This is a genomic window from Anaplasma ovis str. Haibei, assembly GCF_002214625.1.
Lineage (GTDB): Bacteria > Pseudomonadota > Alphaproteobacteria > Rickettsiales > Anaplasmataceae > Anaplasma > Anaplasma ovis.
Map to the genome: position 1 here is coordinate 13,555 of NZ_CP015994.1, position 21,778 is coordinate 35,332.

The following is a 21,778-nucleotide window of genomic DNA, read 5'->3' on the forward strand; positions in this document are numbered from 1 at the left end:
CACACTTGAAGTTCTGCACTACCTACTAACCTCAGGAACCTCCAGCACCACCAAGGCTGGCATTACCATCCTTACACTCAAAACTACTGACCATAGTCGCTAACCTCAGCCTCTAACTTCTACTTGGTGGTGCCAAGTAGAAGTTAGTAGGTGCCTGGGTGTAGAATAAGTGCAACTGTGTCTATGGTGATAATACCACACTGTGTAGTTGTGATGTTACCTCTTTGCACCGAGATACCTGGCTACAGCAGTGGTAGCCTTGATATGGTTATTCATCACTGCAGGTTCTACTTATGCTGATACTGCTGGGCTAGGTAGTGAGATTGGTAATGCCAAGAACTTTGAGTGTAAGGGTGGAGGTGCGACCAAGACTAGCTAATTGAGAGGTTTTGGGAGAGTGGAAGTGCCTTAGGACACAAAGTGGGTAGAAGGATGTAAGTAAGTATGTGGAGCGACCACACTGGGTAGGTAGGGTTAGAGACTGAGGTGTGGGTGGAGGGCACGTAGGCAGGGAGCTGCGGGTGTGCTGGGGATGAAAGCGTTGGGTAGGCAGAGTTAGGAACAACGCCAATACCATCGGTCAGGAGGTCATAGCAAGCATTGAGCATCACCGAAGTAGAACCAATAGCCCTAACCTCAATAACCTCAGCCCCCTCAACAGCACGAGCGAAGGCCCCTGCAACCATGGCTCTTTCATCTACATCCAAGTTATTTATATCCCTAGCCCATGCTCTAATTTTCTCAGCAGCGATTAGTTCTCTTACAGCATCAGTTACCTTACTTGAATCTAGACTGTTTAAATAATCAGTCCAACCCCTATTCTTAGTAGTCTCCATAGCATTAGCCAATGCAGCCTTGAGTGTAGTAGCAACTCCACGTTTTTCAGCTATCTCTGTAAGTTCCTCTAGTGCCTTGATCTCTTTTACCAGCTTCCCTAGTGTTTTTTCCTCCGCTCCCACCCAGAACGCACCTCTGTTCTTTAATTTTGCTACTAACGCTAGCTTCTTCTCCTTCAGCTTTTCCCACTCGCTGCTTCTCTCCAATGCTTTTAGCGCCTTGACCTCAGTCAATTCCCCAAGCTTCTGCATCGATTCCAGTCCGAGCATCTCTTTAACCTCAGCTAGTGTTCTCAGCTGCTCTTCTGGTATTAGCTCATCTAACTGTCCTAGCTTCCTTAGTACCCTTATCATTTCTAGCATACTTGCTGCTTTCTTTACAGCTTGTGGTTCATTCTCTGGGCGTATTCTTTGCCGCTGTGTCAGTTCCTGTATCTCCTCCAGCTTTTGTGCTTCTGACCACACTAGCCTTCTCTCCAATCCTCTAATTCTCTCTGTAAGTTCCTCTTGAATCTCTAATCCTCTATCCTTCCTACTTTCAACTAATGCCTTGACTTCTTTCACCTCAGCTAATGTTCTCAACTGCTCTTCCAGCTCCGTTCCCTTAAGTTCCCTTATCGCTGCTAGTTCTTCTACTGTTCCTCCTAGTTTCTTCACCTTCTCTGCCCCTGCACTGAACACTCCTAATGCCTTCAGTTCCCTTATCGCTGCTAGTTCTTCTAGTTTTGTCTGCAACTCTCCAAGTTTCTTTTTCTTTTCCGGCAGTGCTGGGCTACTCTCCAACTTTGTCTCCAACTTCTTGAGCTTTTGTGCCAGCTCTAGTTCTTTGCCTGCTTCTATTCCCTCCAGCTTTATTTCATCTTCCAGTCCAAGCGCCTCCAGCTCTTTCAACCCTACTTTTGTCACAACTGCACTCTTCGCCTCTTTCAACTCCTCCAGCTTTTTCTCCTCCAGCCATGCCAGACCCAAGTCACCTCCAAGTTCCCTGAGTTTCTGTATCTCCTCTGCACTCTGCAACTTTCCTATCTCTTCAAGCTTCTTCCCCAACCATTCCAGCGCTTTTATCTTCTCTTCCTCTTGCTTCTTCAGCTCTTCAGCATTTGCCTCCTCTACGTTCTTTATCCCCAGCTTCTCCAGCTCCTCCTTGAGCTTCTTCACCTCAGTCTGCTGTCCATTCTCCACCAGCTCCCTAAGCTTTTCCCTGATGCTTGCCGCCTTCCGTTTCAGTTCCTGAACTCTTACTACCAGTTCTTCAGTCTCTATGGCTTCTAGTCTTTCCAACCACTTGAGTTCTCCAAGTTCTGCTAACTTACTTACTTGCTTTGCTAGTTCATGTTGTAACTTCTCTAACTCTTCTGGTCTGCTCAACTCTTGTATAACTAGTCCATCATCAACTCCTGCCATCTCTCCAGCAAGTAATGTATCTCCATCAGGGATCTGTCTACTAAACATTGCCCTTACAGGACTTGCTGCACCTTCACTATCTACTACTTCCCTCTTGAGTCTCCATAGCATTAGCCAATGCAGCCTTGAGTGTAGTAGCAACTCCACGTTTCTCAGCTATCTCTGTAAGTTCCTCTAGTGCCTTTATCCTGGCTAGTTTGTTCTTAAGATTCTTCAGCTCTTCCAATGTCTCCAACTTATGCACCGCATCTAACTTTCCCTTGATTGCTATCTCCAGCCCTCCTAGGTCTTTTATCCCCCTGCCCAGCACCAGCTCCTTCAATCCTTCCAGCTTATTCTCCCACTCCCGCTTTATCATCTCCAGTGTCTTGCCTTCAACTCCGAATTTGTGTAACAGCCACTTAGTCAGATGTTCTCCCAGCTCTGCGCCTTTTAACTTCTTCTCGGACTCTATCTTCTCCAGCACCTTCCTATTCTCCAGCTTTTGTGCTTCCAGTTGTGCTATAGTGTCTTTCACCTCAGCTAGTGTTCTCAGCTGCTCTTCTGGTATTAGCTCATCTAACTGTCTTAGCTCCCTTAGCACACTTATCTCTTCTAGCATACTTGCTGCTTTCCTTATAGATTGCGGATTGCTCTCCGGACGTGTCTTTCGTGCTTCTAGCAGCGTAAGTTCCTTTATCTCCTCCAGCTTTTGTGCTGCTAGCCGTACTAGCCTACCATTTAGTTTCCCCATTCTCTCTGTGAGCTGAAGTCCCTCTTGAATCTCTAGTTCTCTATCCTTCCTACTTTCAACTAATGCCTTGACTTCTTTCACCTCAGCTAATGTTCTCAACTGCTCTTCCAGACTTAGTGCACCTAGTCTTAGCTCGGCCAGCTCTGGATTTGTCTTAAGTTCCCTTATCGCTGCTAGTTCTTCTAGTTTGTTCTTGAGATTCTTAACCAGCCCTACCTGGCCCGCATTAACTCCACTCTTCTCTGCCAGTTCCTTTAGCTCCTTTATCAGCCCCCCAGCTCCCCCAGCTTTCTTAAGTTCCTCCTTCAGCTCCCTAAGCTTCTTTTGCAGCTCTGTCCCCAGGATGGGTGCCGTCACTTGCCTTACCGTCTTCAACTCCTCCAGCTTTTTCTCCTCTAGCAGTCCCAAAATACTCAGTTCCCTGAGTTCCTTTATCTCCTCTGCACTCTGCAACTTTCCTATCTCTTCAAGCTTCTCCCCCAACCATTCCAGCGCTTTTATCTTCTCTTCCTCTTGCTTCTTGAGCTTATTGATTTCCGCTGCCCGTCCGTTCTTTTCCTTTTCCGCCAGCGTCCTAAGCTCTTGCTCAGCTCTTCTTGCCTTAAGTCTCAACCTCTCCTTCATCTCCTGGAGTTCTTCAGTCTCTATGGCTTCTAGTCTTTCCAACCACTTGAGTTCTCCAAGTTCTGCTAACTTACTTACTTGCTTTGCTAGTTCATGTTGTAACTTCTCTAACTCTTCTGGTCTGCTCAACTCTTGTATAACTAGTCCATCATCAACTCCTGCCATCTCTCCAGCAAGTAATGTATCTCCATCAGGGATCTGTCTACTAAACATTGCCCTTACAGGACTTGCTGCACCTTCACTATCTACTACTTCCCTCTTGAGTCTCCATAGCATTAGCCAATGCAGCCTTGAGTGTAGTAGCAACTCCACGTTTCTCAGCTATCTCTGTAAGTTCCTCTAGTGCCTTGATCTTGGCTAGTTCATCTTTTTCCCTACCAGATCTCTTGAGTAACCAGTGCTTTTCCAACTCTTTCTTTCCTTCTGAGCCCTCCAGACGTTTTTGTAGCTTCTTGACCAAAGCTCCTATCGATGTCTCCTCCACCTTAAATATCTTCAACACCTCCGTCAGCTTTTGTGCTTCCAGTTGTGCTATAGTGTCTTTCACCTCAGCTAATGTCCTCAACTGCTCTTCTGGTATTAGCTCATCTAACTGTCCTAGCTCCCTTAGCACACTTATCTCTTCTAGCATACTTGCTGCTTTCCTTATAGATTGCGGATTAGTCTCCTTACGTATTCTTTGCCGCTGTGTCAGTTCCTTTATCTCCTCCAGCTTTTGTGCTGCTAGCCGTACTAGCCTACCATTTAGTTTCCCCATTCTCTCTGTGAGCTGAAGTCCCTCTTGAATCTCTAATCCTCCAGCTTTCTGCTTCTCAGCTAATGCCTTGACTTCCTTAACCTCAGCTAATGTTCTCAACTGCTCTTCCAGCTCCGTTCCCTTAAGTTCCCTTATCGCTGCTAGTTCTTCTACTGTTCCTCCTAGTTTCTTCACCACCTCTGGCTTCCCTAGCTCTTTCAACAGCCAGGTCTTTTCCAGTCCTAATGCCTTAAGTTCCCTTATCGCTGCTAGTTCTTCTAGCTTATTACTGAGCTCCCTTAGCACCTTTTCTTTACTAGCACTCTCAACTGCCTCCTCCAGCTTCTCCAGCTGCTGTCCATTCTTCTCCACCAACTTCTCCAGCACACTTATCGCTCCTAACAGTCCCAGCGCTCCTCCAGCACTCTCCTTCTTGAGTTCCTCCAGCTTTTTCCCAGCCGCCTCTTTCAACTCCTCCAGCTTTTTCTCCTCTAGCAGTCCCAAGAAACTCAGTTCCCTGAGTTTCTGTATCTCCTCTGCACTCTGCAACTTTCCTATCTCTTCAAGCTTCTTCCCCAACCATTCCAGCGCTTTTATCTTCTCTTCCTCCAGCTTCTTCTCTTCCTCTTGCTTCTCCTGCAACTTCTCCAATTCTGCCAGTTCCCTCCTAAGTTCCCTTATCGCTGCTAGTTTGTTCTTGAGATCCTTTATCCCCTTAACCTTCCCTAGCTCTTTCAACTCCTCCAGCTTCTTCACCTCCTCTTGCTTCTTCAGCCCTTCAGCATCCAGCTTTTCCGCCAGCGTCCTAAGCTCTTGCTCAGCTCTTCTTGCCTTAAGTCTCAACCTCTCCTTCATCCCCTGGAGCTCTTCAGTCTCTATGGCTTCTAGTCTCTCTAACCACTTGAGTTCTCCAAGTTCTGCTAACTTACTTACTTGCTTTGCTAGTTCATGTTGTAACTTCTCTAACTCTTCTGGTCTGCTCAATTCTTGTATAACTAGTCCATCATCAACTCCTGCCATCTCTCCAGCAAGTAATGTATCTCCATCAGGGATCTGTCTACTAAACATTGCCCTTACAGGACTTGCTATACCTTCACTATCTACTACTTCCCTCTTGAGTCTATGCACATCACTCATGGACATCCTACCCAGAGCACTGGATAGTAATTGACCCCTCGCTGTATCTAGTGCAAGTCCCTTACCTAGGAGAAATGCTGTATCATCTCCTCCCTTGATGACAAACCTCTCATGTCCTATTCCTACTTCGATCCTGGTAAGTGGTACAGATGTGGTTGAGAGATGAGCCACATTGGATAGACAGGGGTTAGAGTTGGGAGATGAGGTTCCTGGGTGAAGCTAGTAAGCACAACTGTGTCTATGGCGATAATACCACACCATGTAGTTGTGATGTTACCTCTTTGCACCGAGACATCTGGCTACAGCAGTGGTAGCCTTGATATGGTTATTCATCACTGCAGGTTCTACTTATGCTGATACTACCAGTAACGCTACTGCTGCTGATGATACAGCTACTAAGGTTATATGTAATGTCATTGTCTTCGTGCAGAAGCTTGGGCTTCCTATCATGACTGGAGTGATATTGGGTTCCAGTATTATGGCCATCTTCGGCAGACTCGCATGGCCTGCCATTGTTATGTTGGTTGTATTTACTGCCATATTCTTTGGTGCTGGTAAGCTCATGGCTAAGTTCGCTGCTGGGCTAGGTAGTGAGATTGGTGATGCCAGTAAGTTTGAGTGTAAGGGTGGAGGGCAGACTGGGACGACTAGCTAATTGAGAGGTTTTGGGAGAGTGGTGATGTTGCTTAGATTCTTACTGATTGCTGGAGTGTTAGCATGGGGTATCTTCCATGGTGTACCTGCAGGGGCTAGTACTACTCCTGCTGCTGACGATACAGCTACTAAGGTTATATGTAATGTTATAGGGTTTGTGCAGAAACTTGGATTACCCATCATGACTGGAGTAATACTAGGTTCTAGTATCATGGCTATATTCGGTAAACTCGCATGGCCTGCCATTGTTATGTTGGTTGTATTTACTGCCATATTCTTTGGTGCTGGTAAGCTTATGGCTAAGTTCGCTGCTGGGCTGAATGATACAGGTGTAGGTAGTGCAGAGAACTTCAAGTGTGAGGATGGCGGACGGGCCACATTGAGCAAGTAGAAGTTAGAGGCTGAGGTTAGCGACTATGGTCAGTAGTTTTGAGTGTAAGGATGGTAATGCCAGACTTGGTGGTACAAGTTAGAGATAGGTGCTTTAGTGATGTTTTGGGAGAGTGGTGATGTTGCTTAGATTCTTACTAGTTGCTGGAGTATCAACATGGAGTGTATTCCACAGTGTACCTGTGGGGGCTGCTGAGAAAAGTAAATCTCATCCACAAAGATTGGCGAATAGACCCGCAGGGAATGCTGGTAAAAACTTCTACATAGGCCTTGACTACAACCCCACCTTCAATGGCGTCAAGAATTTGAAAATCATAGAAGAAGTGGAGGGAGCTAGGGGCCTGTTCCCTCTCAGCAAGAATGCTAGCGATACCAGTGAGTTCAACTCATACCACTTCGACTGGAGTACCCCTATGTGTGGTATAGAGTTCGGGAACAGTACCCTAGCTGTTCATCATCTCAAAAAAGTCGTTGTTATCCTTGGCTATGCTGAGCTTGTCTCGCAGAAACTCCATGGCTTCAACTGGCCCCATTGCTGATAGTAACCTTCTAAGTAGCCATACCTTCTTCAAAAACGCACTCTCAATCAGCATGTCTTCCTTCCGGGTTCCAGACTTGGAAATGTCAATCGCAGGGTAAATCCTCTTATCCGCTATCTTCCTGTCTAGAATTATCTCACAGTTACCCGTACCCTTGAACTCCTCAAAAATCACTTCATCCATCTTTGAACCCGTTTCAATCAATGCTGTGGCAATGATGGTCAGTGAACCCCCATTCTCAATGTTCCTTGCGGCCCCAAAAAACCTCTTGGGCCTCTGTAGCGCGTTGGAGTCTACCCCACCTGTGAGTACCTTACCGGATGATGGCATAACCTCATTGTATGCACGGGCCAATCTCGTGATTGAGTCTAGTAGTATCACAACCTCCTTCTTGTGCTCTACCATCCTCTTAGCTCGCTCAATTACTATCTCAGCCAATTGTACGTGCCTGTATGCTGGCTCATCAAATGTGGAGCTCACTACCTCCCCCTTCACTGACCTCAGCATGTCTGTAACTTCTTCCGGCCTCTCTCCTATTAGTAGAACAATCAACTCCATGTTGGGGTGATTCATGGCAATGGAGTGTGCAATCTGCTGCAAAATCACCGTCTTGCCCACTCTGGGTGGTGCCACAATCAGTGCACGCTGGCCCTTGCCTAGTGGGGCTATGATGTCTATCGCGCGCATGCTGATGTCTTTCTTCTCTCCCCCAAAACCTTCCTTGCACTCTAGCAAAATCCTCTCCTCGGGGTATAGTGGTATCAGATCATCAAAGTGTACATACCTCTGTAGCTTCCCTATCTCCGTGTAGTTTATGCTATATGCCTTCACCAGCGTGAAGTATCTCTCCTTCTCCCCAGGTGCTCTGATCTCGCCACTTACTATGTCTCCCGTCCTTAAATTGAACTTCTTGATCTGACCCGCAGATATGTAGATATCATCACTACTTGCTGCATAGTTAGCCTCGGCTGACCTCAGAAACCCAAACCCATCAGGTAGTGTCTCTACCACACCGCCGCCTACTGCTATCCCTCCTTCGCTGATAACTCGTTTCATTAGCTGGAAAATTATCTCCTGCTTCAGCATCCTACCGTTGCTGACTACTCCCAGCTCCTCCGCCGTCACTAGCAGCTCCTCCGTGCTCTTCTGCTTTAGTTCACACAGGTCCAGTACCCTCCCCTCTTTGGGGAGAGTGTAGTTCTCCGCATTCCTTTCGGCTACTGACCTGGAGGAAGAGGCCCTGGACCTTCTCTTATTTTTGTTGAACACAAGGCTGACCTAAACACACGTACAATTGAAGGTACACACCCGCAGCCCCGAAAACCTGCTGGGCAGGGGGAATGCGATGTTAAAACGCAATAAAGAGGAAAACAGCACCTATGCCTTTTGGTCCTGAATCTCCTCGTTCATATTCCTGACTCTTCTCTCCCTCTCAGCCACCATCTGAGCCTTCATAATAGCCTCGTCAAGATCTGCCTGCGTGCACAGACCAAGCAAAACCGGGTCCCTAGGCTTGATGTTGCTCGAATTCCAGTGCTCCTTGTTACGCACCGCAGCAATAGTCGCCTTAGTAGTTCCTATAAGCTTTGCTATTTGTGAGTCGTGCATTTCAGCGCAGTACTTTAATATCCAGCAAACCGCATCCGGTTTGTCTCTACGCCTAGCCACGGGAGTATACCTGGCACCCCTTCTCCTTGACAGCTTGCCAGTGGCCACCCCTCTGTGGGCCACCAACTTCGGGATCCTAGTGGGGTCCTTCTGGCAGGCTTCTATCTCCTCCTTGGTAACCTGCCCCATGGCGACTGGATTACAGCCCACAACGCCTTTGGCAACCTCGCCATCAGCAATACCCTTAACTTCAAGCAGATGCAGCCCGCAAAACTCGGCTATCTGCTCAAAAGTGAGGGCCGTATTGTCCACCAACCACACAGCAACGGCCCTGGGCATCAACGGAGTACCCTCATTGCTTGACGACATAATCCAAAGAATCTCCAAACTAACGAAACCGCACAGACCCCAACACTAGACCACAACCTCTAAGAATTGGTTAACCCCACAACATACGAGCACGGTCCGATTCAGGCGCGACCATGGTACCACACGCACCCTCTGTGTCAAGGACTTTCAGCCATCTTAGGACATTTTAAGTTGTGTCCCGTGCTGCAAATGCACGTTTTGTTATTTGATTTCGGGCGTGTAATACACCAAAAAGTTTTCGCGCATTAAGTGTGCGCATGGGCGCTGCAACTTGGGAGTGTACACAAAATTATGAACGTCTCCGTTATTGCGATGCTCCAAATGTGTGTGAATATCCAGGTGGGGTACCCGCTTGACACCGCACATACAAGGATGTAGTCTGGGTGGTTGTTGAATCAGGCATGGGGTTTTATGCCAAAGTTAAAGACCAAGTCCTCGGCTAAGAAGAGGTTCAAGGTCACGGCAAGCGGTAGGGTAATGTCTGCCCAGTCCACCAAGCGCCACGGCATGACTAAGAGGAGTAAGAGGAGCCTTAGAACCCGCAGGGGCATCGCGCAGATGAGCGCGCCAGATGCACGCATTGTTGCGTCTTTCATGCCATATAGTCTTTAAAGGTGATTAGGTTGTAGGACGGGGGTTTTATGGCTAGGGTTAAACGCGGTGTTACCGCCAGGGCTAGGCACAAAAAGGTTATCGCGCTTGCCAAAGGTTATAGGGGGCGCTCTAAAAACTGCTACAGGGCTGCGCTGCAGCGGCTGGAGAAGGCCTTGGCGTATGCGTATAGAGATAGGCGTAATCGCAAGCGCGACTTCAGGCGTCTGTGGATTACGCGCATCAACGCAGCGGCGAGGCAGTGGGGTATTAAGTACTCTCAGCTGATGAGGGGTATGGCTTTATGTGGGATAGAGCTGAACCGGAAGATGCTGGCTGAAATGGCTGTGAATGACAAGGCTGCTTTTAAGGAAGTGGTAGGCACTGTTGCGGGCACCTGTGGGTATGCTTGTGCTGTTGATCCGCAAGATAAATGATCTGAGTGAAGAGGCTAAGGCCTGTGTTGCCACCTGCGGTTCTGCGGAAGAACTGGAGGCAGCTAGGGCTCGTTATGTTGGGCGGTCAGGCACCCTGACAGCTCTGCTGCGCCAGATTTCCACAATACAAGATATAGATGAGCGCAAGGCGGTTGGGTCTGCAGCGAATGCCGCTTGTGCTGCATTGAGGCTGGCAATTCAAGATAGAGAATCACAACTTGCAAGGGAGCGGCTACACTCGCGGTTGGCCGGCGAGCGTATTGATGTGACTTTACCTGCAAGGCCCAGGGCTTATGGTAAGATACACCCGATTTCTGGGGTCATTAGGGAAATCAGCGGCATACTCAGTGAACTGGGCTTTGTTGTGGTGCATGGTCCGGAATTGGAGGACGAATTTCATGTGTTTGATGCGTTAAACACGCCGGAACATCATCCGGCTCGCGCAGAGAATGACACCTTTTACATGACGAAAAGGCTCAACGGCCGGCGCGTGGTTTTGCGCACCCATACGTCGTCAATGCAAATACGTGCCATGGAGAGCAATCCCAATCCTCCAATCAAAATTATATCCCCGGGTAGGGTGTATAGAAATGACTGGGACGCCACGCATAGCCCAGTATTCCACCAAGTGGAGGGGCTGTTTGTCGACGAACACGTGAGCATGGGCCACCTGAAATATTGCATCAACTACTTTCTCAACAGGTTCTTCGCGCGCAAAGTGGAGACCAGGATGAGGGCTAGCTTCTTCCCGTTCACCGAACCGTCTGCTGAGATAGATGTGAAAGACAAGCACCAAAAATGGGTTGAGGTGTTGGGATGCGGAATGGTACACCCAGCTGTGCTGAAAAACGTCAATATAGATCCGGAGAAATACCGCGGCTTTGCTTTTGGTATGGGTGTTGAGCGGATGGCCATGCTAAAGTATGGTATTGCGGATCTTCGGAATTTTTACAGCAATAGGCTGGAGTGGCTGAACCACTACGGTTTTTGTTTCACTGACATATTAGGTTGCACTTCTCGCGCATAACTACAGTAAACACTGATGCACAACGTTTGATTTTTGTTGACGGATAACAAGGCAGGTCGCAAACTTACGTGGTGCTAGGCATTGGTAGCTCTACGCTGTTGTCTCATTCGTTGTTCTGTAAGTATCTTGGGTATAGTGCACAAGAGGGGCGTGATCATCACTGGAGCCGCGCGTAGAGTTGGGCGGGCCGTTGCTGTATTTCTTGCAGCCAGGCATGGTTATGATGTAGTAGTACACTACAACCGGTCCCACAGTGAGGCGCTGGACCTGCAACGGGTGATCCAAGAAGATTATGGCAAGCGGTGCCTGCTTTTTCAGTCTGACTTGCGCGATTTTGCGGCGCTTGGCCGCCTAGTTGCGTATGCTTTCGAAGAGATCCCACACTGTGACACGCTAATAAACAACGCCTCGGTTTTCTACGCGAGTACTATAGGGCAGTTGCGCGAGGGGGAACTCGAAGAAAATTATAAAATACACGTGAAGGCTCCGATATTTCTCACGCAACATTTCGCACGCATGTGCGCGGCTAAGCGCGGGAATGTTGTAAACATAATCGATACGAATATTACTAGAACCCAGACGAGATATTTTGCATATCTTTTGTCGAAAAAGGCGCTGTCAGATTTTACCGTAATGGCTGCCGAGGAATTTGCAGTGCAGTTGCAAGTCAATGCTATATGCCCACCAAAAATTCCAGACCGCGAGATAGATGGCGTAAAATCGCTCGAGGATATGGAAGCCCCGTGCCTTAAAAACTTTTTGGATGCTGTTGCAACTTTGGTGGACCGCAACAACACACTCAGCGGCAAGCTTATACACACGAATCCTGCAACTATGCCATGACCTCTGCGCTGTACTCGGGCTGGCTACGGCAATAGTCCGGCTAGGTGTATACTTCGTCTGGGATTTTATAGCACAATCCACGATGTATAGCGGTGAAAAAATCCCTAGAAAAAGCTTCGAAATTGATGAATCCTGAGGTTCCAAGTATGAGTTATAAACTGGAAGTTATGGATATCGTGATACTTGCTGCGGGACGTGGCAGCAGAATGTGCTCCACCACGCCGAAGGTTTTGCACAAATTGGGTAACGCTCCAATTGTGGAACATGTACTGCGGCTTGCCAGCGAATTGCACTACCATCACACTGTTATAGTAACAAGTGCTGCGGTGCATGATTCAATAACCGTGCTAGCAAGGAAACACAACCTGCACTTCAGTGTTGTGCCACAGGGTGGAGTTGCAGGTACAGGAGGCGCAGTCAGTTCAGCGTTACAAGCATTAAAAGCCCGCCCAGAAGGGGTTATACTGATACTATATGGGGATACGCCACTTCTTGATAAGGCTACGATATGCCATGTTCTTGACAAACTCTCTAACGGGGCAGAAATAGTTTTTGTGGCTTTCAAATCCTCAGACAACCAGTACGGTAAAATGGTGCTAGACAGTACCGGGAGCGTGCTCAACATTACCTACAGATGCGACACAAATGACCTTGCAGTTTCTGGTGTAGTTGCGGGGTATCGGCAGGTAATTTCTGAATTATTAAGCGGGTTATCATTCCGTGGTGGCGAACTCTACCTAACAGACATTGTGCAATCCGCAGCGGAGAAAAACATAAAAGTCGGCTACGTAGTTGCGGATGAATGCAAAGCCATGGGTATAAACACGAGGGCGGATCTTGCAGCTGCAGAGGCATGCTTCCAGCGTATAAAGAGAGATAATTTTCTGCAATCGGGTGTAACTTTAACATCGCCTGACCAAGTTTTTTTCTCCATTGATACACAAATAACGAAAGACGTAGTGGTGCACCCTTATGTCGTTTTTGGCAAGGGAGTTACTGTAGAGTCGGGTGCGGAGATATTATCCTATTCACACCTGGAATCTTGCCACATAAAGCAGGGCGCCACCATTGGCCCATTTGCCAGGATTAGGGGCAATTCGACTATAGATGGAGGCTGTGTGGTGGGTAATTTTGTGGAGATTAAAGAAAGTAGTTTGGGAAAAATGAGCAAGGTAAAACACCTAAGCTATCTGGGCAACAGCACCATAGGCAAAAATACAAATGTGGGAGCAGGGACTGTTATATGCAACTATGACGGCCGGGATAAGCAGCACTCAGATATAGGGGATCACTGCTTTGTGGGTGCAAACAGCACTATAGTTTCTCCGGTAAGCGTGGGAGAAAGCGCTGTCATAGCTGCTGGCAGTGTGATTACTGAGGATTTACCACCACAAAGCTTGGGAATAGCCAGAAGCAGGCAAACTACCAAACTTGGGTATAAAACTAAAGAGTAAGAGTACCCCTGCGGGAGTCCCACATGCTCTATATCTGACTCAACACGCAACAACCACGCTGCCGGGGCCTACGCAGCACGAGAGCAACAACTGGCACCTCGGTACACTAATACCAGGTGCTAGCGCACAACAACCCCTGCTACGTACCGGCGGGATGCACCTTAACGAAACCCTTTTTTATGAACCAGGACACCCTGTCTGTCGGTTGGGCGCCGACACTCAGCCAGTAGCTGAGCCTATCCGCATCGATCTTGAGAAACCCGGGCTCACCACACTGGACCATGGGATCATAAAAGCCCACATGCTCAATAAACTTGCCGTCCCTCTGGACCCTAGAATCCGAAACTACCACCCTATAGAAGGGCTTTTTCTTTGCGCCAAGCCTCATTAACCTTATCTTTACGGACATGCCTTACCAAGGACTCCTTTCAACTTAAGAGGACTCCATTCTATCACTGCAGAACAGTGCGTCAATTAAATTTGCAGCAACTTAATCGTGACAGTCCTAATTTTGTAGTATACAATGGCGGCCCCGGGGGTGTCCGCAACTTAAGGTTGGTAAGTGCCAGTGGGAAGGGCGGTTGTGTCAGTTTTGTCATAGCGCTGTCGTCGGCTCCGCGTTTTGTGGTGTAGGGCGTAGCCCGGGTTGCTGGGCAAGTCTCTTGTTGTGCCTCATGGTTGGCAATGGCCGGGTAGATGGAGGTTTTATGGGTAGGAGGGTAACAAACGCTGTATTGTCTACTATAGCGTGCAATACACTAGTCTGGTACGATTTCATACTTTTCGGCAGCCTTGCTGGCACGATCGGTGAGCTGTTCTTCCCGCAGGAAGACAGGTATTTATCGCTCCTGAGCAGCTTTTGTGTGGTTGCGGTCGGGTTTGGCATGCGCCCTTTCGGCGCGAGTGTGCTTGGTCACATAGGTGACAGATATGGTAGAAGAGTGGCGCTTGTTCTCTCAATAGCCGGCATATCTATACCGGTGGGGTTCATGGTCGTTATCCCTACGTACGAGAGTGTGGGTGTGCTCGCCCCCGTGCTACTTGTGGTGTGCAGACTCGTGCAGGGCATAGCCTTGGGGGGAGAGGCCGGCAATGCAACGTTCCTTATAGAACACTCCAAGAGAAACAGCACGGGGCTGTTTGGAAGTTTTGAGGTGCTAAGCGCAGTGCTTGGCTCCGTACTTGCTTTGACTGTAAAAATTGTGGTCAGACACTTTACGGGGGATAACTTCGGTGTGTGGGGGTGGCGTATACCCTTTGTCATAGGGTTTGTTACAGGCATCATAAGCATATATGTCAGGGCAAAAACAGGTGAGAGTCCAGCGTATGAAGCGCAAGCTGAGCGTGAACATGTGCTTACCGACGAATCTCCCGTAAGGCACTTGTTTAAGCATTATAAGAGGCCACTATTGCTGGCTATTTGTATAGATAGCGTAGAAAACTGCTCGTTCCATACCCTTATGGTGTTTTTCATCAGCTATGTCAGAGACTTCTCTCCCTTGGTAGTCATCAGCCCACAGGTAAGCGAAGTAATAGAGATGGTCAGCATAATGATCGCAGGTGTGTTGACCGTTGCCTTTGGTGCGCTTTCTGACACGCTTGGGAGGAAAAAGGTCATTGGTGGGGCCTCAGTGATGCTGCTGTTCGTCAGTATGCCCGTGTTCTGGATGTTAAGTCAGGGTAGTGCACTATTTATTGGGCTGGGATACCTGTTGTTCGTCATACCGTTCGCGGCGGCCTTGGGGCCTTCGAGCGCTGCGATGTCTGAACTGTTTCCCACAAAGGTGCGATACACAGGGTTTGGTATAGCGAGGAATGTTTCTTCCGCGATGTGTGGGGGGGTCGCGCCAGCGCTGTGCACTTGGCTTGTTAAGACAACAGGTTTGAGGGTCGCGCCCGCGTTCTGCACAATGTTCTGGGCGTTGGTTGCGCTCTTTGCGCTTACTAGAATCAGAAAAGAGGATGTGTACAGGGACTGGCTGAAATGATATACCCCCCTCATATCCGGGGAGGGGGCTAGTACCGAGAGCACTACAACTGCTACAGCCGGCACTGGTACCGAGGTCTCTGCACAGAGCAAGCGAGATAAAGCTATTGCAGATATTGTTACTCTTCCACTTCGTACAAGGGGGGTGATTGGCCGGGCGATTGCCACAAGTACGGAGGGTATGGAGATTGTAGAGATAAGTGGAGTTAGGGCAATTTCAGCAATCCTGAATGCATGCTACGATTTTCCACAAGTAGGACTACTAGTTGGCTGGAGAATGTCTCCCTATGCCTGTGCTGGGCTAGGTGCGAGCTTTATAGGATTGACTGACCGGCAATTTCAACCGCAACTTACCTGCAAGGTCAAGGCTGGTATAAATTACAGTATTACACACAGCCTGGCAGCGTTTATTGGTGGCACTTTCAGCAAGGTACTAGGCACAAGCTACGACAACACTTCTGCTCACCGAGCGGTTGACGATGCCAGTCCATTAGGAAAGACGAAGGAGAAGATATCAGCATCTTTTGGACTACGTAACGTAGGAGTAGAACTAGGTATCAGGTTTGGATTCTGAATACACCTAATCCCCTAACCTCAGTAGCCTCTCTTCCAGCCTTGCTCACCCAATGTGGCACCACCACCCAGCCTGGCATCACCACACTTGAAGTTCTGCACTACCTACTAACCTCAGGAACCTCCAGCACCACCAAGGCTGGCATTACCATCCTTACACTCAAAACTACTGACCATAGTCGCTAACCTCAGCCTCTAACTTCTACTTGGTGGTGCCAAGTAGAAGTTAGTAGGTGCCTGGGTGAAGCTAGTAAGTGCAACTGTGTCTATGGCGATAATACCACACCATGTAGTTGTGATGTTACCTCAACACTAGTCTAGCCATGATGACATACCTATTGGGTGAGATTGGTGATAGCTATGGTCAGCAGTTTTGAGTGAAGCTAGGAAACTGGGTGCCAAGAGAAGTTAGGAGTTGAGGTGCTAGCTGAACAATATGGTTAGTATTTGAGTGTGAGGACGGTAGTGCCACATTGGGTACCAGTGGAGTTGGGAGACGAGGTTAGTAGGTGGTGCAGGGCTCAACTGTGTCTGTGGTGCATTACCACACTGTGTAGTTGTTATGTTACCTCAACACTGATCTGGCCATGTAGGACAGAACTGCTATGGTGATACCAGTAAGTTTGAGTGTAGGGGCAGAGTGCAGGTGAGGTGCTAGCTGCTATGGTGATGCCAGTAAGTTTGAGTGCAAGGGTGGACTTGGTGTTGGCTGTGCAGGTAATGCCAAGAACTTCAGGTGTGGTTGAGAGATGAGGATTAGATAGGATTAGGGGCTGTGTTGATGGTGGTGGTGCCATGTTGGGTACTAAGTAGAGTTGGAAATAGGGTGCAGAACTTCAAGTGTGTTGATGGTGGTAATGCCAGCCTTGGGTACCAAGGGTTAGGAGATAGGTGCCAGTAGAGTGGGAGATAGGTTCCTGAGTGGTGCAGGCGGCTTTGAGCGCGGTGGTGGCGGTGATTTACGGGGCTCCTTTCCGGAGACAGAGTGTAAAATTCTTGACAGATGCGAGCGTATACGGTTAAGTCGTGACATACTGCAAAGGTTGTTTTTTCTGTTGATGGGGTGTCCATGTCAGGCGGTAAGAAAGATGTTGAATCTGAGAAGCAAAAGGCGTTGGATGCGGCCATAAGCCAGATAGAAAGGGCGTTTGGGCGTGGCGCCATCATGAAGCTGAAACAACATCCCGCAGAGAAGATGGATAGTGTGTCCACCGGTTCTATAGCTCTGGATGCGGCTCTGGGCATTGGAGGGTTGCCGAAAGGCAGGATAGTAGAGATTTTTGGCCCGGAGAGCTCCGGGAAAACCACACTTGCACTTCATGTTATTGCAGAGGCCCAAAAACAGGGGGGTAACTGCGCTTTTATTGATGCGGAACATGCGTTGGACACCGTATATGCCAGAAAGCTGGGTGTGAATGTTGGGGATTTAATAGTCTCGCAGCCTGACACTGGTGAGCAGGCTTTGCACATTGTTGAGTATTTAGTGTGTTCTGGTGCTATAGATGTGATAGTGGTGGATTCTGTTGCCGCGCTCACTCCCAGGGCGGAAATAGAGGGTGACATGGGTGACCAGCACATGGGGTTGCAGGCCAGGTTGCTGAGCCACGCGCTTCGCAAACTGACCTCGGTGGTGTCTAAGGCTAACTGTATACTGGTGTTTATCAACCAGATACGTATAAAAATAGGTGTGATTTATGGCAACCCGGAGGTGACAACGGGTGGTAGCGCGCTCAAGTTCTACACGTCAATACGGCTTGATATCCGTAAGGTAAGCGCAATTAAAGACAAGGACAGCGTTATAGGGAACCAAACCAGGGTGAAGGTGGTCAAAAACAAAGTTGCTCCCCCATTCAAGCAGGCAGAGTTTGACATCGTGTACAATGAGGGCATATCGAAGCTGGGTGAAATAGTCGACATGGGTGTCAAGTTTGGTTTCGTCGAAAAATCCGGCGCGCACTATTCTTACGGTGCGGTAAAGTTGGGACAGGGCAGGGAGAATGCCAAGGGTTATTTGAAAAGCAATCCGAACATCGCACATGAGTTGGAGCAGAAAATTAGGGCATACCTTGCAGAGAGTATGCACAATAGCGATCTGTTTGCTGCAGACGGGCGTGCCGAAGTGTTGGAGGAGGAAGTTTTCTAGCACCTGGCGCATATGCTTGGTGGCCTAGTTACGGTTTCTTCCCCTGGTCTTGCACGCTCAAGCGCCGCGCGGGTATCACTGGTATTGTGAGGTTGAGTAATGAAAGGGAAGGGTATATACACGAGTGATGACGTACTCGACGTGCTGATGGAGAGGTCTGCAATCCTAAAGGGCCACTTCATCTTATCTTCCGGATTGCACAGTGATACGTACATACAGTGTGCAAAGCTCCAGGAGGTGCCCTCTGTGTGTGAGGATATGTGTGCAGCACTTTTGAGACGAAGCAACGACGTGCTCGGTGACCTGAAGGTTGATGTTGTCGCCTCCCCTGCCATGGGAGCGATAGTATTTGGGTATGAAATTGCCAGGCAGCTGGGAGTGAATTTCGTTTTTTTCGAGCGCGTGCAGGGCAACTTCGAGTTACGCAGAGGGTTTGGTATAGATCCTAACAGCCGCGTGCTTATAGTGGAGGATGTTATCACCACCGGTGGGTCATCCTTAGAGGTTTTTGATGCCGTTACTGCCTTTGGAGGGGAAGTTGTAGCTGAGTTAAGTATTATAAATCGCGGTAATTGCGCAAACATGCCATTTCCAGTAGTGAGTCTGCTAGAGATGGATATACAAAACTACGCTGCGGACGACGTACCTGATGAGTTGAAGAGTATACCGGTATCTAAGCCCGGTAGCAGGTCACTAAGCTAGTGCACGCATTGTTTTTTAGCTGATTGTGTTGTTATGTGCGCGTCACGCATTGACTTTCGAGGTAGATACGCAAGACAGGTGTTGGTGCCCGAAATAGGTTACCATGGCCACAACAAGTTGAGACAAAGCAGGGTTCTAATTGTGGGTTGTGGGGGCCTTGGCAGCATGGTAATACCGCTCTTAGCGGCTAGCGGCGTAGGGCGACTTGTTGTGTGTGATGATGACACAGTGAAGGTTTCCAATTTGAACAGGCAGACTATCTACAAGGAACGGGATTTGGGGCGTAGAAAAGTGCGAGCCGCGGCCGAGTTTATAAAACACCTTAATAGTGATGTCGAAGTGTGTGAGGTAGATTCCGCAATAGGGCCGAAAAACTTTGAGACCATACTGCCTGATGTGGACATTATTGTAGATTGTGTTGACAGACTTGCGGTGAAAATGTTTCTGAATGATGCATGTGTGACAATGCATAAAACTCTGGTCCACTGCGCTGCCATAGGTTTTACTGGTGAGGTAATGGTAATCCCACCCGGAGGCAAGCCGTGCTACAGGTGTTTCTTTGAAGGAAAGCAGGTGAGCACTGAGTTAAACTGTGCGAGTGCTGGAGTTGCAAGCCCCACTGTGGGGGTAGTCGGTAGCATGGCTGCTGCTGAGGTTATTAAGTATATAGTTGGTAATCACCAGTCAAGTGTGGGCAAATTGTACAGGGTGGACCTCCGCAGTAATCGCTTTACCTCGTACGAACTTGCCGTGAACAGTTTGTGCAGTTGCTGCGGCGATGCCGCAAGCGTGGACCCGCACGATCTTGAATCCTACGAAGGCAAACTGCGTATAGAGTAGCACACAGCTATCTGATTCAAACAATCTGAAACTGACTTACTTGGAACTCCACAGGCTATTAACCCAGTCTAGGTAAAGAGTTTGCCGCACGATCTACGCTGAGAATTGAACCGGCCTAGCCCGCCGGGACACAACCCACGATCGCGCCATGCAAAGCCCAGAAAGTGCCCAGCCGCAGCTCTCCAACTAAAGCTGGCGCGCACCCAACAAGCGCTTAGCTCGGCAAGGACCCCAAACACCGCCTCCTAGGCAGCCCACCACCCGGCGTTGCGCAACCATCCAGATACCAGAGTGACACAACATGTGGCAAAGACTTTTAGATCTTTACCACATGTGAAAAGCCCATAATTAGTTGAACAGGAATCTTGCTCCAAGGTTAAAACCGTAATCAGCAATATGTGCCTTGACTGAGGCTTTTGCTTCTCCGGGGAACTTTACACTGTTATGTGCGGGTATGTCCTTGTAAGACTCGTCAAAGAGTCCGTGGTAGAACCCACCTACCACCAAAGATATTTCTGGAGTAAACTGGTAGCTGATTCCAACCTTGCCCCTGTAGGCTAGCTTTGTGGTTACTTGCTTAGAAATGTCGACAAAGCTAGCACCTATTCCGGCACACACATATGGGGACACAGGCAAATCTGTGTGCAACACGTCATAGCAGCCATTTAGCATGACTGAAGTGTTTGTGATTTCATCGATTTTGACCACAAAGTAATTGTTCTCAGTAATGACAGCGTCGCGAGTAATTGCAGCCAGGGACTCTGCACCACTTTTTGCGTACTGCCCGTCCGCTAAAGTAGCAAACCTTCTGTAGCTTGCTTCTAGTTCCACTCTAGCTCCTCCCAGAGAATATCCCACAGCGCCGTCGAAAGATGTGAGTAAATTCTTAGAGAAAGCAAAAGTGTAGCCGGATTTGGAAAAGTTTGCTGGCGCACTCACATCAATTGTTGCAACACTCTTGTCATAGCCTCTAACATACGAGGTCTCTCTGCTTGACTCACGCATGTCGAATGAGGTAACAGAGGGAAACGCTGGGCTGTAAGCCGCACTCACATAAAAGCTACCTCCCATGACCCCGCTCCCTTCAGAAGCCACTTCATGACTCATGGGAGACGCCACTACGGCCCCACTAACAAGTAGGGAGCAGGCGCAGACTGTGGCTGCTGACAGGCCCCCTGTAAACAATTCTCTGTAATTCATAGTAATCCTTTTGATAAATCATAAAAACACGCAGCAGTTTAGCATATAAAAGGTTAGGGTGGAAGTATCATAGCAGAAATTATAAAGCGCAACTCACCCACGACGCACACAGCCCTACCACACGCTCCACGCTTTGTTATAGGAACGGTGCTGTAGATTTCTATAAGCACTTGCGGATGAAGTCAAGCCTTCTGTAGTTTATTGTTACTTGTACTGTGAGTGCAGTCTACCTGTATTGTCGCGCGATTTTACGTAAAAGCAAAGTGCAATCCCCTGCAGCAGAGAGTGGTGATGTTGCTTAGATTCTTACTGATTGCTGGAGTGTTAGCATGGGGTATCTTCCATGGTGTACCTGTGGGAGCTGCTGCTCAGACTAATACTACTCCTGCTGCTGATGATACAGCTACTAAGGTTATATGTAATGTTATAGGGTTTGTGCAGAAACTTGGATTACCCATCATGACTGGAGTAATACTAGGTTCTAGTATCATGGCTATATTCGGTAAACTCGCATGGCCTGCCATTGTTATGCTGGTTGTATTTACTGCCATATTCTTTGGTGCTGGTAAGCTCATGGCTAAGTTCGCTGCTGGGATTAATGGTGATGAGGCTAGCAAGTTCAACTGTGTTGATGGTGGTAATGCCACATTGGGTGCCAGTGGAGTTAGGAGATGAGGTTCCTGAGGTTAGTAGGTGGTGCCAAGAGCTTTGGGTGCTGATAATGCCACATTGGGTGCCAAGCAGTGAGATTGGTAATGCCACATTGGGTGCCAGTGGAGTTAGGAGATGAGGTTCCTGAGGTTAGTAGGTAGTGCAGAGTGCGTTGGTGGCAATGCCAGACTTGGTGGTGCTGGAGGTTCCTGAGGTTAGTAGGTAGTGCCAAGAGCTTTGGGTGCTGATGACGCCACATTGGGTGCCAGTGGAGTTAGGAGATGAGGTTCCTGAGGTTAG

The 21,778-nt window shown here is 48.5% G+C and carries 21 protein-coding genes and 1 pseudogene; 15 read left to right on the plus strand and 7 right to left on the minus strand.

Translation table 11 applies throughout. The features are described from left to right. Window positions 1-557: 557 nt before the first annotated feature. The 3 genes and pseudogenes from AOV_RS00040 to AOV_RS05520 form a co-directional block, all read right to left on the minus strand. A pseudogene (locus AOV_RS00040) lies at window positions 558-725 on the minus strand (P44/Msp2 family outer membrane protein); the annotation flags it as partial. A gap of 1,591 nt (window positions 726-2,316) precedes the next feature. After that, window positions 2,317-3,873 carry a hypothetical protein gene (locus AOV_RS00045; protein ID WP_117374354.1) on the minus strand — a complete coding sequence of 519 codons (1,557 nt, stop codon included), beginning with the start codon at window positions 3,871-3,873 and terminating at the stop codon, window positions 2,317-2,319. Then, window positions 3,839-5,641 carry a hypothetical protein gene (locus AOV_RS05520; protein WP_275542899.1) on the minus strand — a complete coding sequence of 601 codons (1,803 nt, stop codon included), beginning with the start codon at window positions 5,639-5,641 and terminating at the stop codon, window positions 3,839-3,841. The genes AOV_RS00045 and AOV_RS05520 overlap by 35 nt, the downstream gene beginning before the upstream one ends. 124 nt (window positions 5,642-5,765) lie before the next feature. Between AOV_RS05520 and AOV_RS00055 the strand changes: the two genes are divergently transcribed. The 3 genes from AOV_RS00055 (at window position 5,766) to AOV_RS00065 (ending at window position 7,053) form a co-directional block, all read left to right on the plus strand. Beyond that, the gene (locus AOV_RS00055) at window positions 5,766-6,125 is read left to right on the plus strand and encodes a TrbC/VirB2 family protein (RefSeq protein ID WP_075139222.1); all 360 of its coding nucleotides are present in this window, start codon (window positions 5,766-5,768) and stop codon (window positions 6,123-6,125) included. A gap of 18 nt (window positions 6,126-6,143) precedes the next feature. Beyond that, on the plus strand, window positions 6,144-6,515 hold the full coding sequence (locus AOV_RS00060) for a TrbC/VirB2 family protein (RefSeq protein WP_117374355.1): 372 nt from the start codon (window positions 6,144-6,146) through the stop codon (window positions 6,513-6,515). Between the two features lie 118 nt (window positions 6,516-6,633). After that, window positions 6,634-7,053 carry a P44/Msp2 family outer membrane protein gene (locus AOV_RS00065; protein WP_117374356.1) on the plus strand — a complete coding sequence of 140 codons (420 nt, stop codon included), beginning with the start codon at window positions 6,634-6,636 and terminating at the stop codon, window positions 7,051-7,053. Here AOV_RS00065 and rho read toward each other — a convergent pair. Both rho and AOV_RS00075 read right to left on the minus strand, forming a co-directional pair. Beyond that, the gene (rho, locus tag AOV_RS00070; RefSeq protein WP_117374357.1) at window positions 6,958-8,322 is read right to left on the minus strand and encodes a transcription termination factor Rho; all 1,365 of its coding nucleotides are present in this window, start codon (window positions 8,320-8,322) and stop codon (window positions 6,958-6,960) included. The genes AOV_RS00065 and rho overlap by 96 nt on opposite strands. Window positions 8,323-8,430: 108 nt before the next feature. After that, the gene (locus AOV_RS00075) at window positions 8,431-9,000 is read right to left on the minus strand and encodes a cell cycle transcriptional regulator TrcR (protein ID WP_199463089.1); all 570 of its coding nucleotides are present in this window, start codon (window positions 8,998-9,000) and stop codon (window positions 8,431-8,433) included. Window positions 9,001-9,441: 441 nt separating this feature from the next. Here AOV_RS00075 and rpmI point away from each other — a divergent pair, with 441 nt between their 5' ends. From rpmI to glmU, 5 genes are all read left to right on the plus strand, one after another. Beyond that, window positions 9,442-9,642, plus strand: a complete 201-nt coding sequence (gene rpmI, locus AOV_RS00080; RefSeq protein ID WP_010262434.1) for a 50S ribosomal protein L35 — start codon at window positions 9,442-9,444, stop codon at window positions 9,640-9,642. A gap of 29 nt (window positions 9,643-9,671) precedes the next feature. Next, window positions 9,672-10,058 carry a 50S ribosomal protein L20 gene (gene rplT / locus AOV_RS00085; protein ID WP_117374359.1) on the plus strand — a complete coding sequence of 129 codons (387 nt, stop codon included), beginning with the start codon at window positions 9,672-9,674 and terminating at the stop codon, window positions 10,056-10,058. Further along, on the plus strand, window positions 10,027-11,085 hold the full coding sequence (gene pheS / locus AOV_RS00090; protein ID WP_117374360.1) for a phenylalanine--tRNA ligase subunit alpha: 1,059 nt from the start codon (window positions 10,027-10,029) through the stop codon (window positions 11,083-11,085). The genes rplT and pheS overlap by 32 nt, the downstream gene beginning before the upstream one ends. A 135-nt stretch (window positions 11,086-11,220) precedes the next feature. Further along, a complete protein-coding gene (locus tag AOV_RS00095) occupies window positions 11,221-11,928 on the plus strand; it encodes an SDR family NAD(P)-dependent oxidoreductase (protein ID WP_117374361.1) in 708 nt (235 codons plus the stop codon). 146 nt (window positions 11,929-12,074) lie between these two features. Then, entirely contained in the window at window positions 12,075-13,382 is a 1,308-nt protein-coding gene (gene glmU, locus AOV_RS00100; RefSeq protein ID WP_233497165.1) for a bifunctional UDP-N-acetylglucosamine diphosphorylase/glucosamine-1-phosphate N-acetyltransferase GlmU, read from the plus strand. A 139-nt stretch (window positions 13,383-13,521) separates the two neighbouring features. Here the strand turns inward: glmU and rpsP are convergent, their stop codons facing one another. Then, entirely contained in the window at window positions 13,522-13,791 is a 270-nt protein-coding gene (gene rpsP, locus AOV_RS00105) for a 30S ribosomal protein S16 (RefSeq protein ID WP_117374362.1), read from the minus strand. A 298-nt stretch (window positions 13,792-14,089) separates the two neighbouring features. On the opposite strand from rpsP, the gene AOV_RS00110 reads away from it, so the two are divergent. From AOV_RS00110 to AOV_RS00130, 5 genes are all read left to right on the plus strand, one after another. Then, window positions 14,090-15,370: an MFS transporter gene (locus AOV_RS00110; RefSeq protein WP_117374501.1), complete on the plus strand. Its 1,281-nt coding sequence runs from the start codon at window positions 14,090-14,092 to the stop codon at window positions 15,368-15,370. A gap of 144 nt (window positions 15,371-15,514) precedes the next feature. Beyond that, window positions 15,515-15,943, plus strand: coding sequence for a P44/Msp2 family outer membrane protein (locus tag AOV_RS00115; protein ID WP_267896378.1), 429 nt, complete (start codon window positions 15,515-15,517; stop codon window positions 15,941-15,943). Window positions 15,944-17,011: 1,068 nt separating this feature from the next. Continuing rightward, window positions 17,012-18,085: a recombinase RecA gene (gene recA, locus AOV_RS00120; RefSeq protein WP_117374364.1), complete on the plus strand. Its 1,074-nt coding sequence runs from the start codon at window positions 17,012-17,014 to the stop codon at window positions 18,083-18,085. Between the two features lie 99 nt (window positions 18,086-18,184). Further along, complete coding sequence (gene pyrE, locus AOV_RS00125) at window positions 18,185-18,787, plus strand: orotate phosphoribosyltransferase (protein ID WP_117374365.1); 603 nt, start codon at window positions 18,185-18,187, stop codon at window positions 18,785-18,787. Window positions 18,788-18,820: 33 nt separating this feature from the next. Beyond that, entirely contained in the window at window positions 18,821-19,627 is an 807-nt protein-coding gene (locus tag AOV_RS00130) for a HesA/MoeB/ThiF family protein (RefSeq protein ID WP_117374366.1), read from the plus strand. Between the two features lie 348 nt (window positions 19,628-19,975). On the opposite strand, the gene AOV_RS00135 is transcribed toward AOV_RS00130, so the two are convergent. After that, window positions 19,976-20,827 (minus strand): P44/Msp2 family outer membrane protein, encoded by an 852-nt coding sequence (locus tag AOV_RS00135; RefSeq protein ID WP_117374367.1) that lies wholly within the window; start codon window positions 20,825-20,827, stop codon window positions 19,976-19,978. A 285-nt stretch (window positions 20,828-21,112) separates the two neighbouring features. Between AOV_RS00135 and AOV_RS00140 the strand changes: the two genes are divergently transcribed. Continuing rightward, window positions 21,113-21,502, plus strand: coding sequence for a TrbC/VirB2 family protein (locus AOV_RS00140; protein WP_117374502.1), 390 nt, complete (start codon window positions 21,113-21,115; stop codon window positions 21,500-21,502). After that, on the plus strand, window positions 21,486-21,617 hold the full coding sequence (locus AOV_RS05485) for a hypothetical protein (RefSeq protein ID WP_267896379.1): 132 nt from the start codon (window positions 21,486-21,488) through the stop codon (window positions 21,615-21,617). Before AOV_RS00140 ends, AOV_RS05485 begins: the two co-directional genes overlap by 17 nt. The last annotated feature ends 161 nt before the right edge of the window (window positions 21,618-21,778 follow it).

Excerpts from the sequence above, each read along its gene's own strand:
- AOV_RS00045 (WP_117374354.1), bottom strand. The coding sequence starts at position 3,873 with ATGCTATGGAGACTCAAGAGGGAAGTAGTAGATAGTGAAGGTGCAGCA.
- AOV_RS00065 (WP_117374356.1), top strand. The coding sequence starts at position 6,634 with ATGTTGCTTAGATTCTTACTAGTTGCTGGAGTATCAACATGGAGTGTA.
- AOV_RS00075 (WP_199463089.1), bottom strand. The coding sequence starts at position 9,000 with ATGCCCAGGGCCGTTGCTGTGTGGTTGGTGGACAATACGGCCCTCACT.
- rpmI (WP_010262434.1), top strand. The coding sequence starts at position 9,442 with ATGCCAAAGTTAAAGACCAAGTCCTCGGCTAAGAAGAGGTTCAAGGTC.
- rplT (WP_117374359.1), top strand. The coding sequence starts at position 9,672 with ATGGCTAGGGTTAAACGCGGTGTTACCGCCAGGGCTAGGCACAAAAAG.
- pheS (WP_117374360.1), top strand. The coding sequence starts at position 10,027 with ATGCTTGTGCTGTTGATCCGCAAGATAAATGATCTGAGTGAAGAGGCT.
- glmU (WP_233497165.1), top strand. The coding sequence starts at position 12,075 with ATGAGTTATAAACTGGAAGTTATGGATATCGTGATACTTGCTGCGGGA.
- rpsP (WP_117374362.1), bottom strand. The coding sequence starts at position 13,791 with ATGTCCGTAAAGATAAGGTTAATGAGGCTTGGCGCAAAGAAAAAGCCC.
- AOV_RS00110 (WP_117374501.1), top strand. The coding sequence starts at position 14,090 with ATGGGTAGGAGGGTAACAAACGCTGTATTGTCTACTATAGCGTGCAAT.
- recA (WP_117374364.1), top strand. The coding sequence starts at position 17,012 with ATGTCAGGCGGTAAGAAAGATGTTGAATCTGAGAAGCAAAAGGCGTTG.
- pyrE (WP_117374365.1), top strand. The coding sequence starts at position 18,185 with ATGAAAGGGAAGGGTATATACACGAGTGATGACGTACTCGACGTGCTG.
- AOV_RS00130 (WP_117374366.1), top strand. The coding sequence starts at position 18,821 with ATGTGCGCGTCACGCATTGACTTTCGAGGTAGATACGCAAGACAGGTG.
- AOV_RS00135 (WP_117374367.1), bottom strand. The coding sequence starts at position 20,827 with ATGAATTACAGAGAATTGTTTACAGGGGGCCTGTCAGCAGCCACAGTC.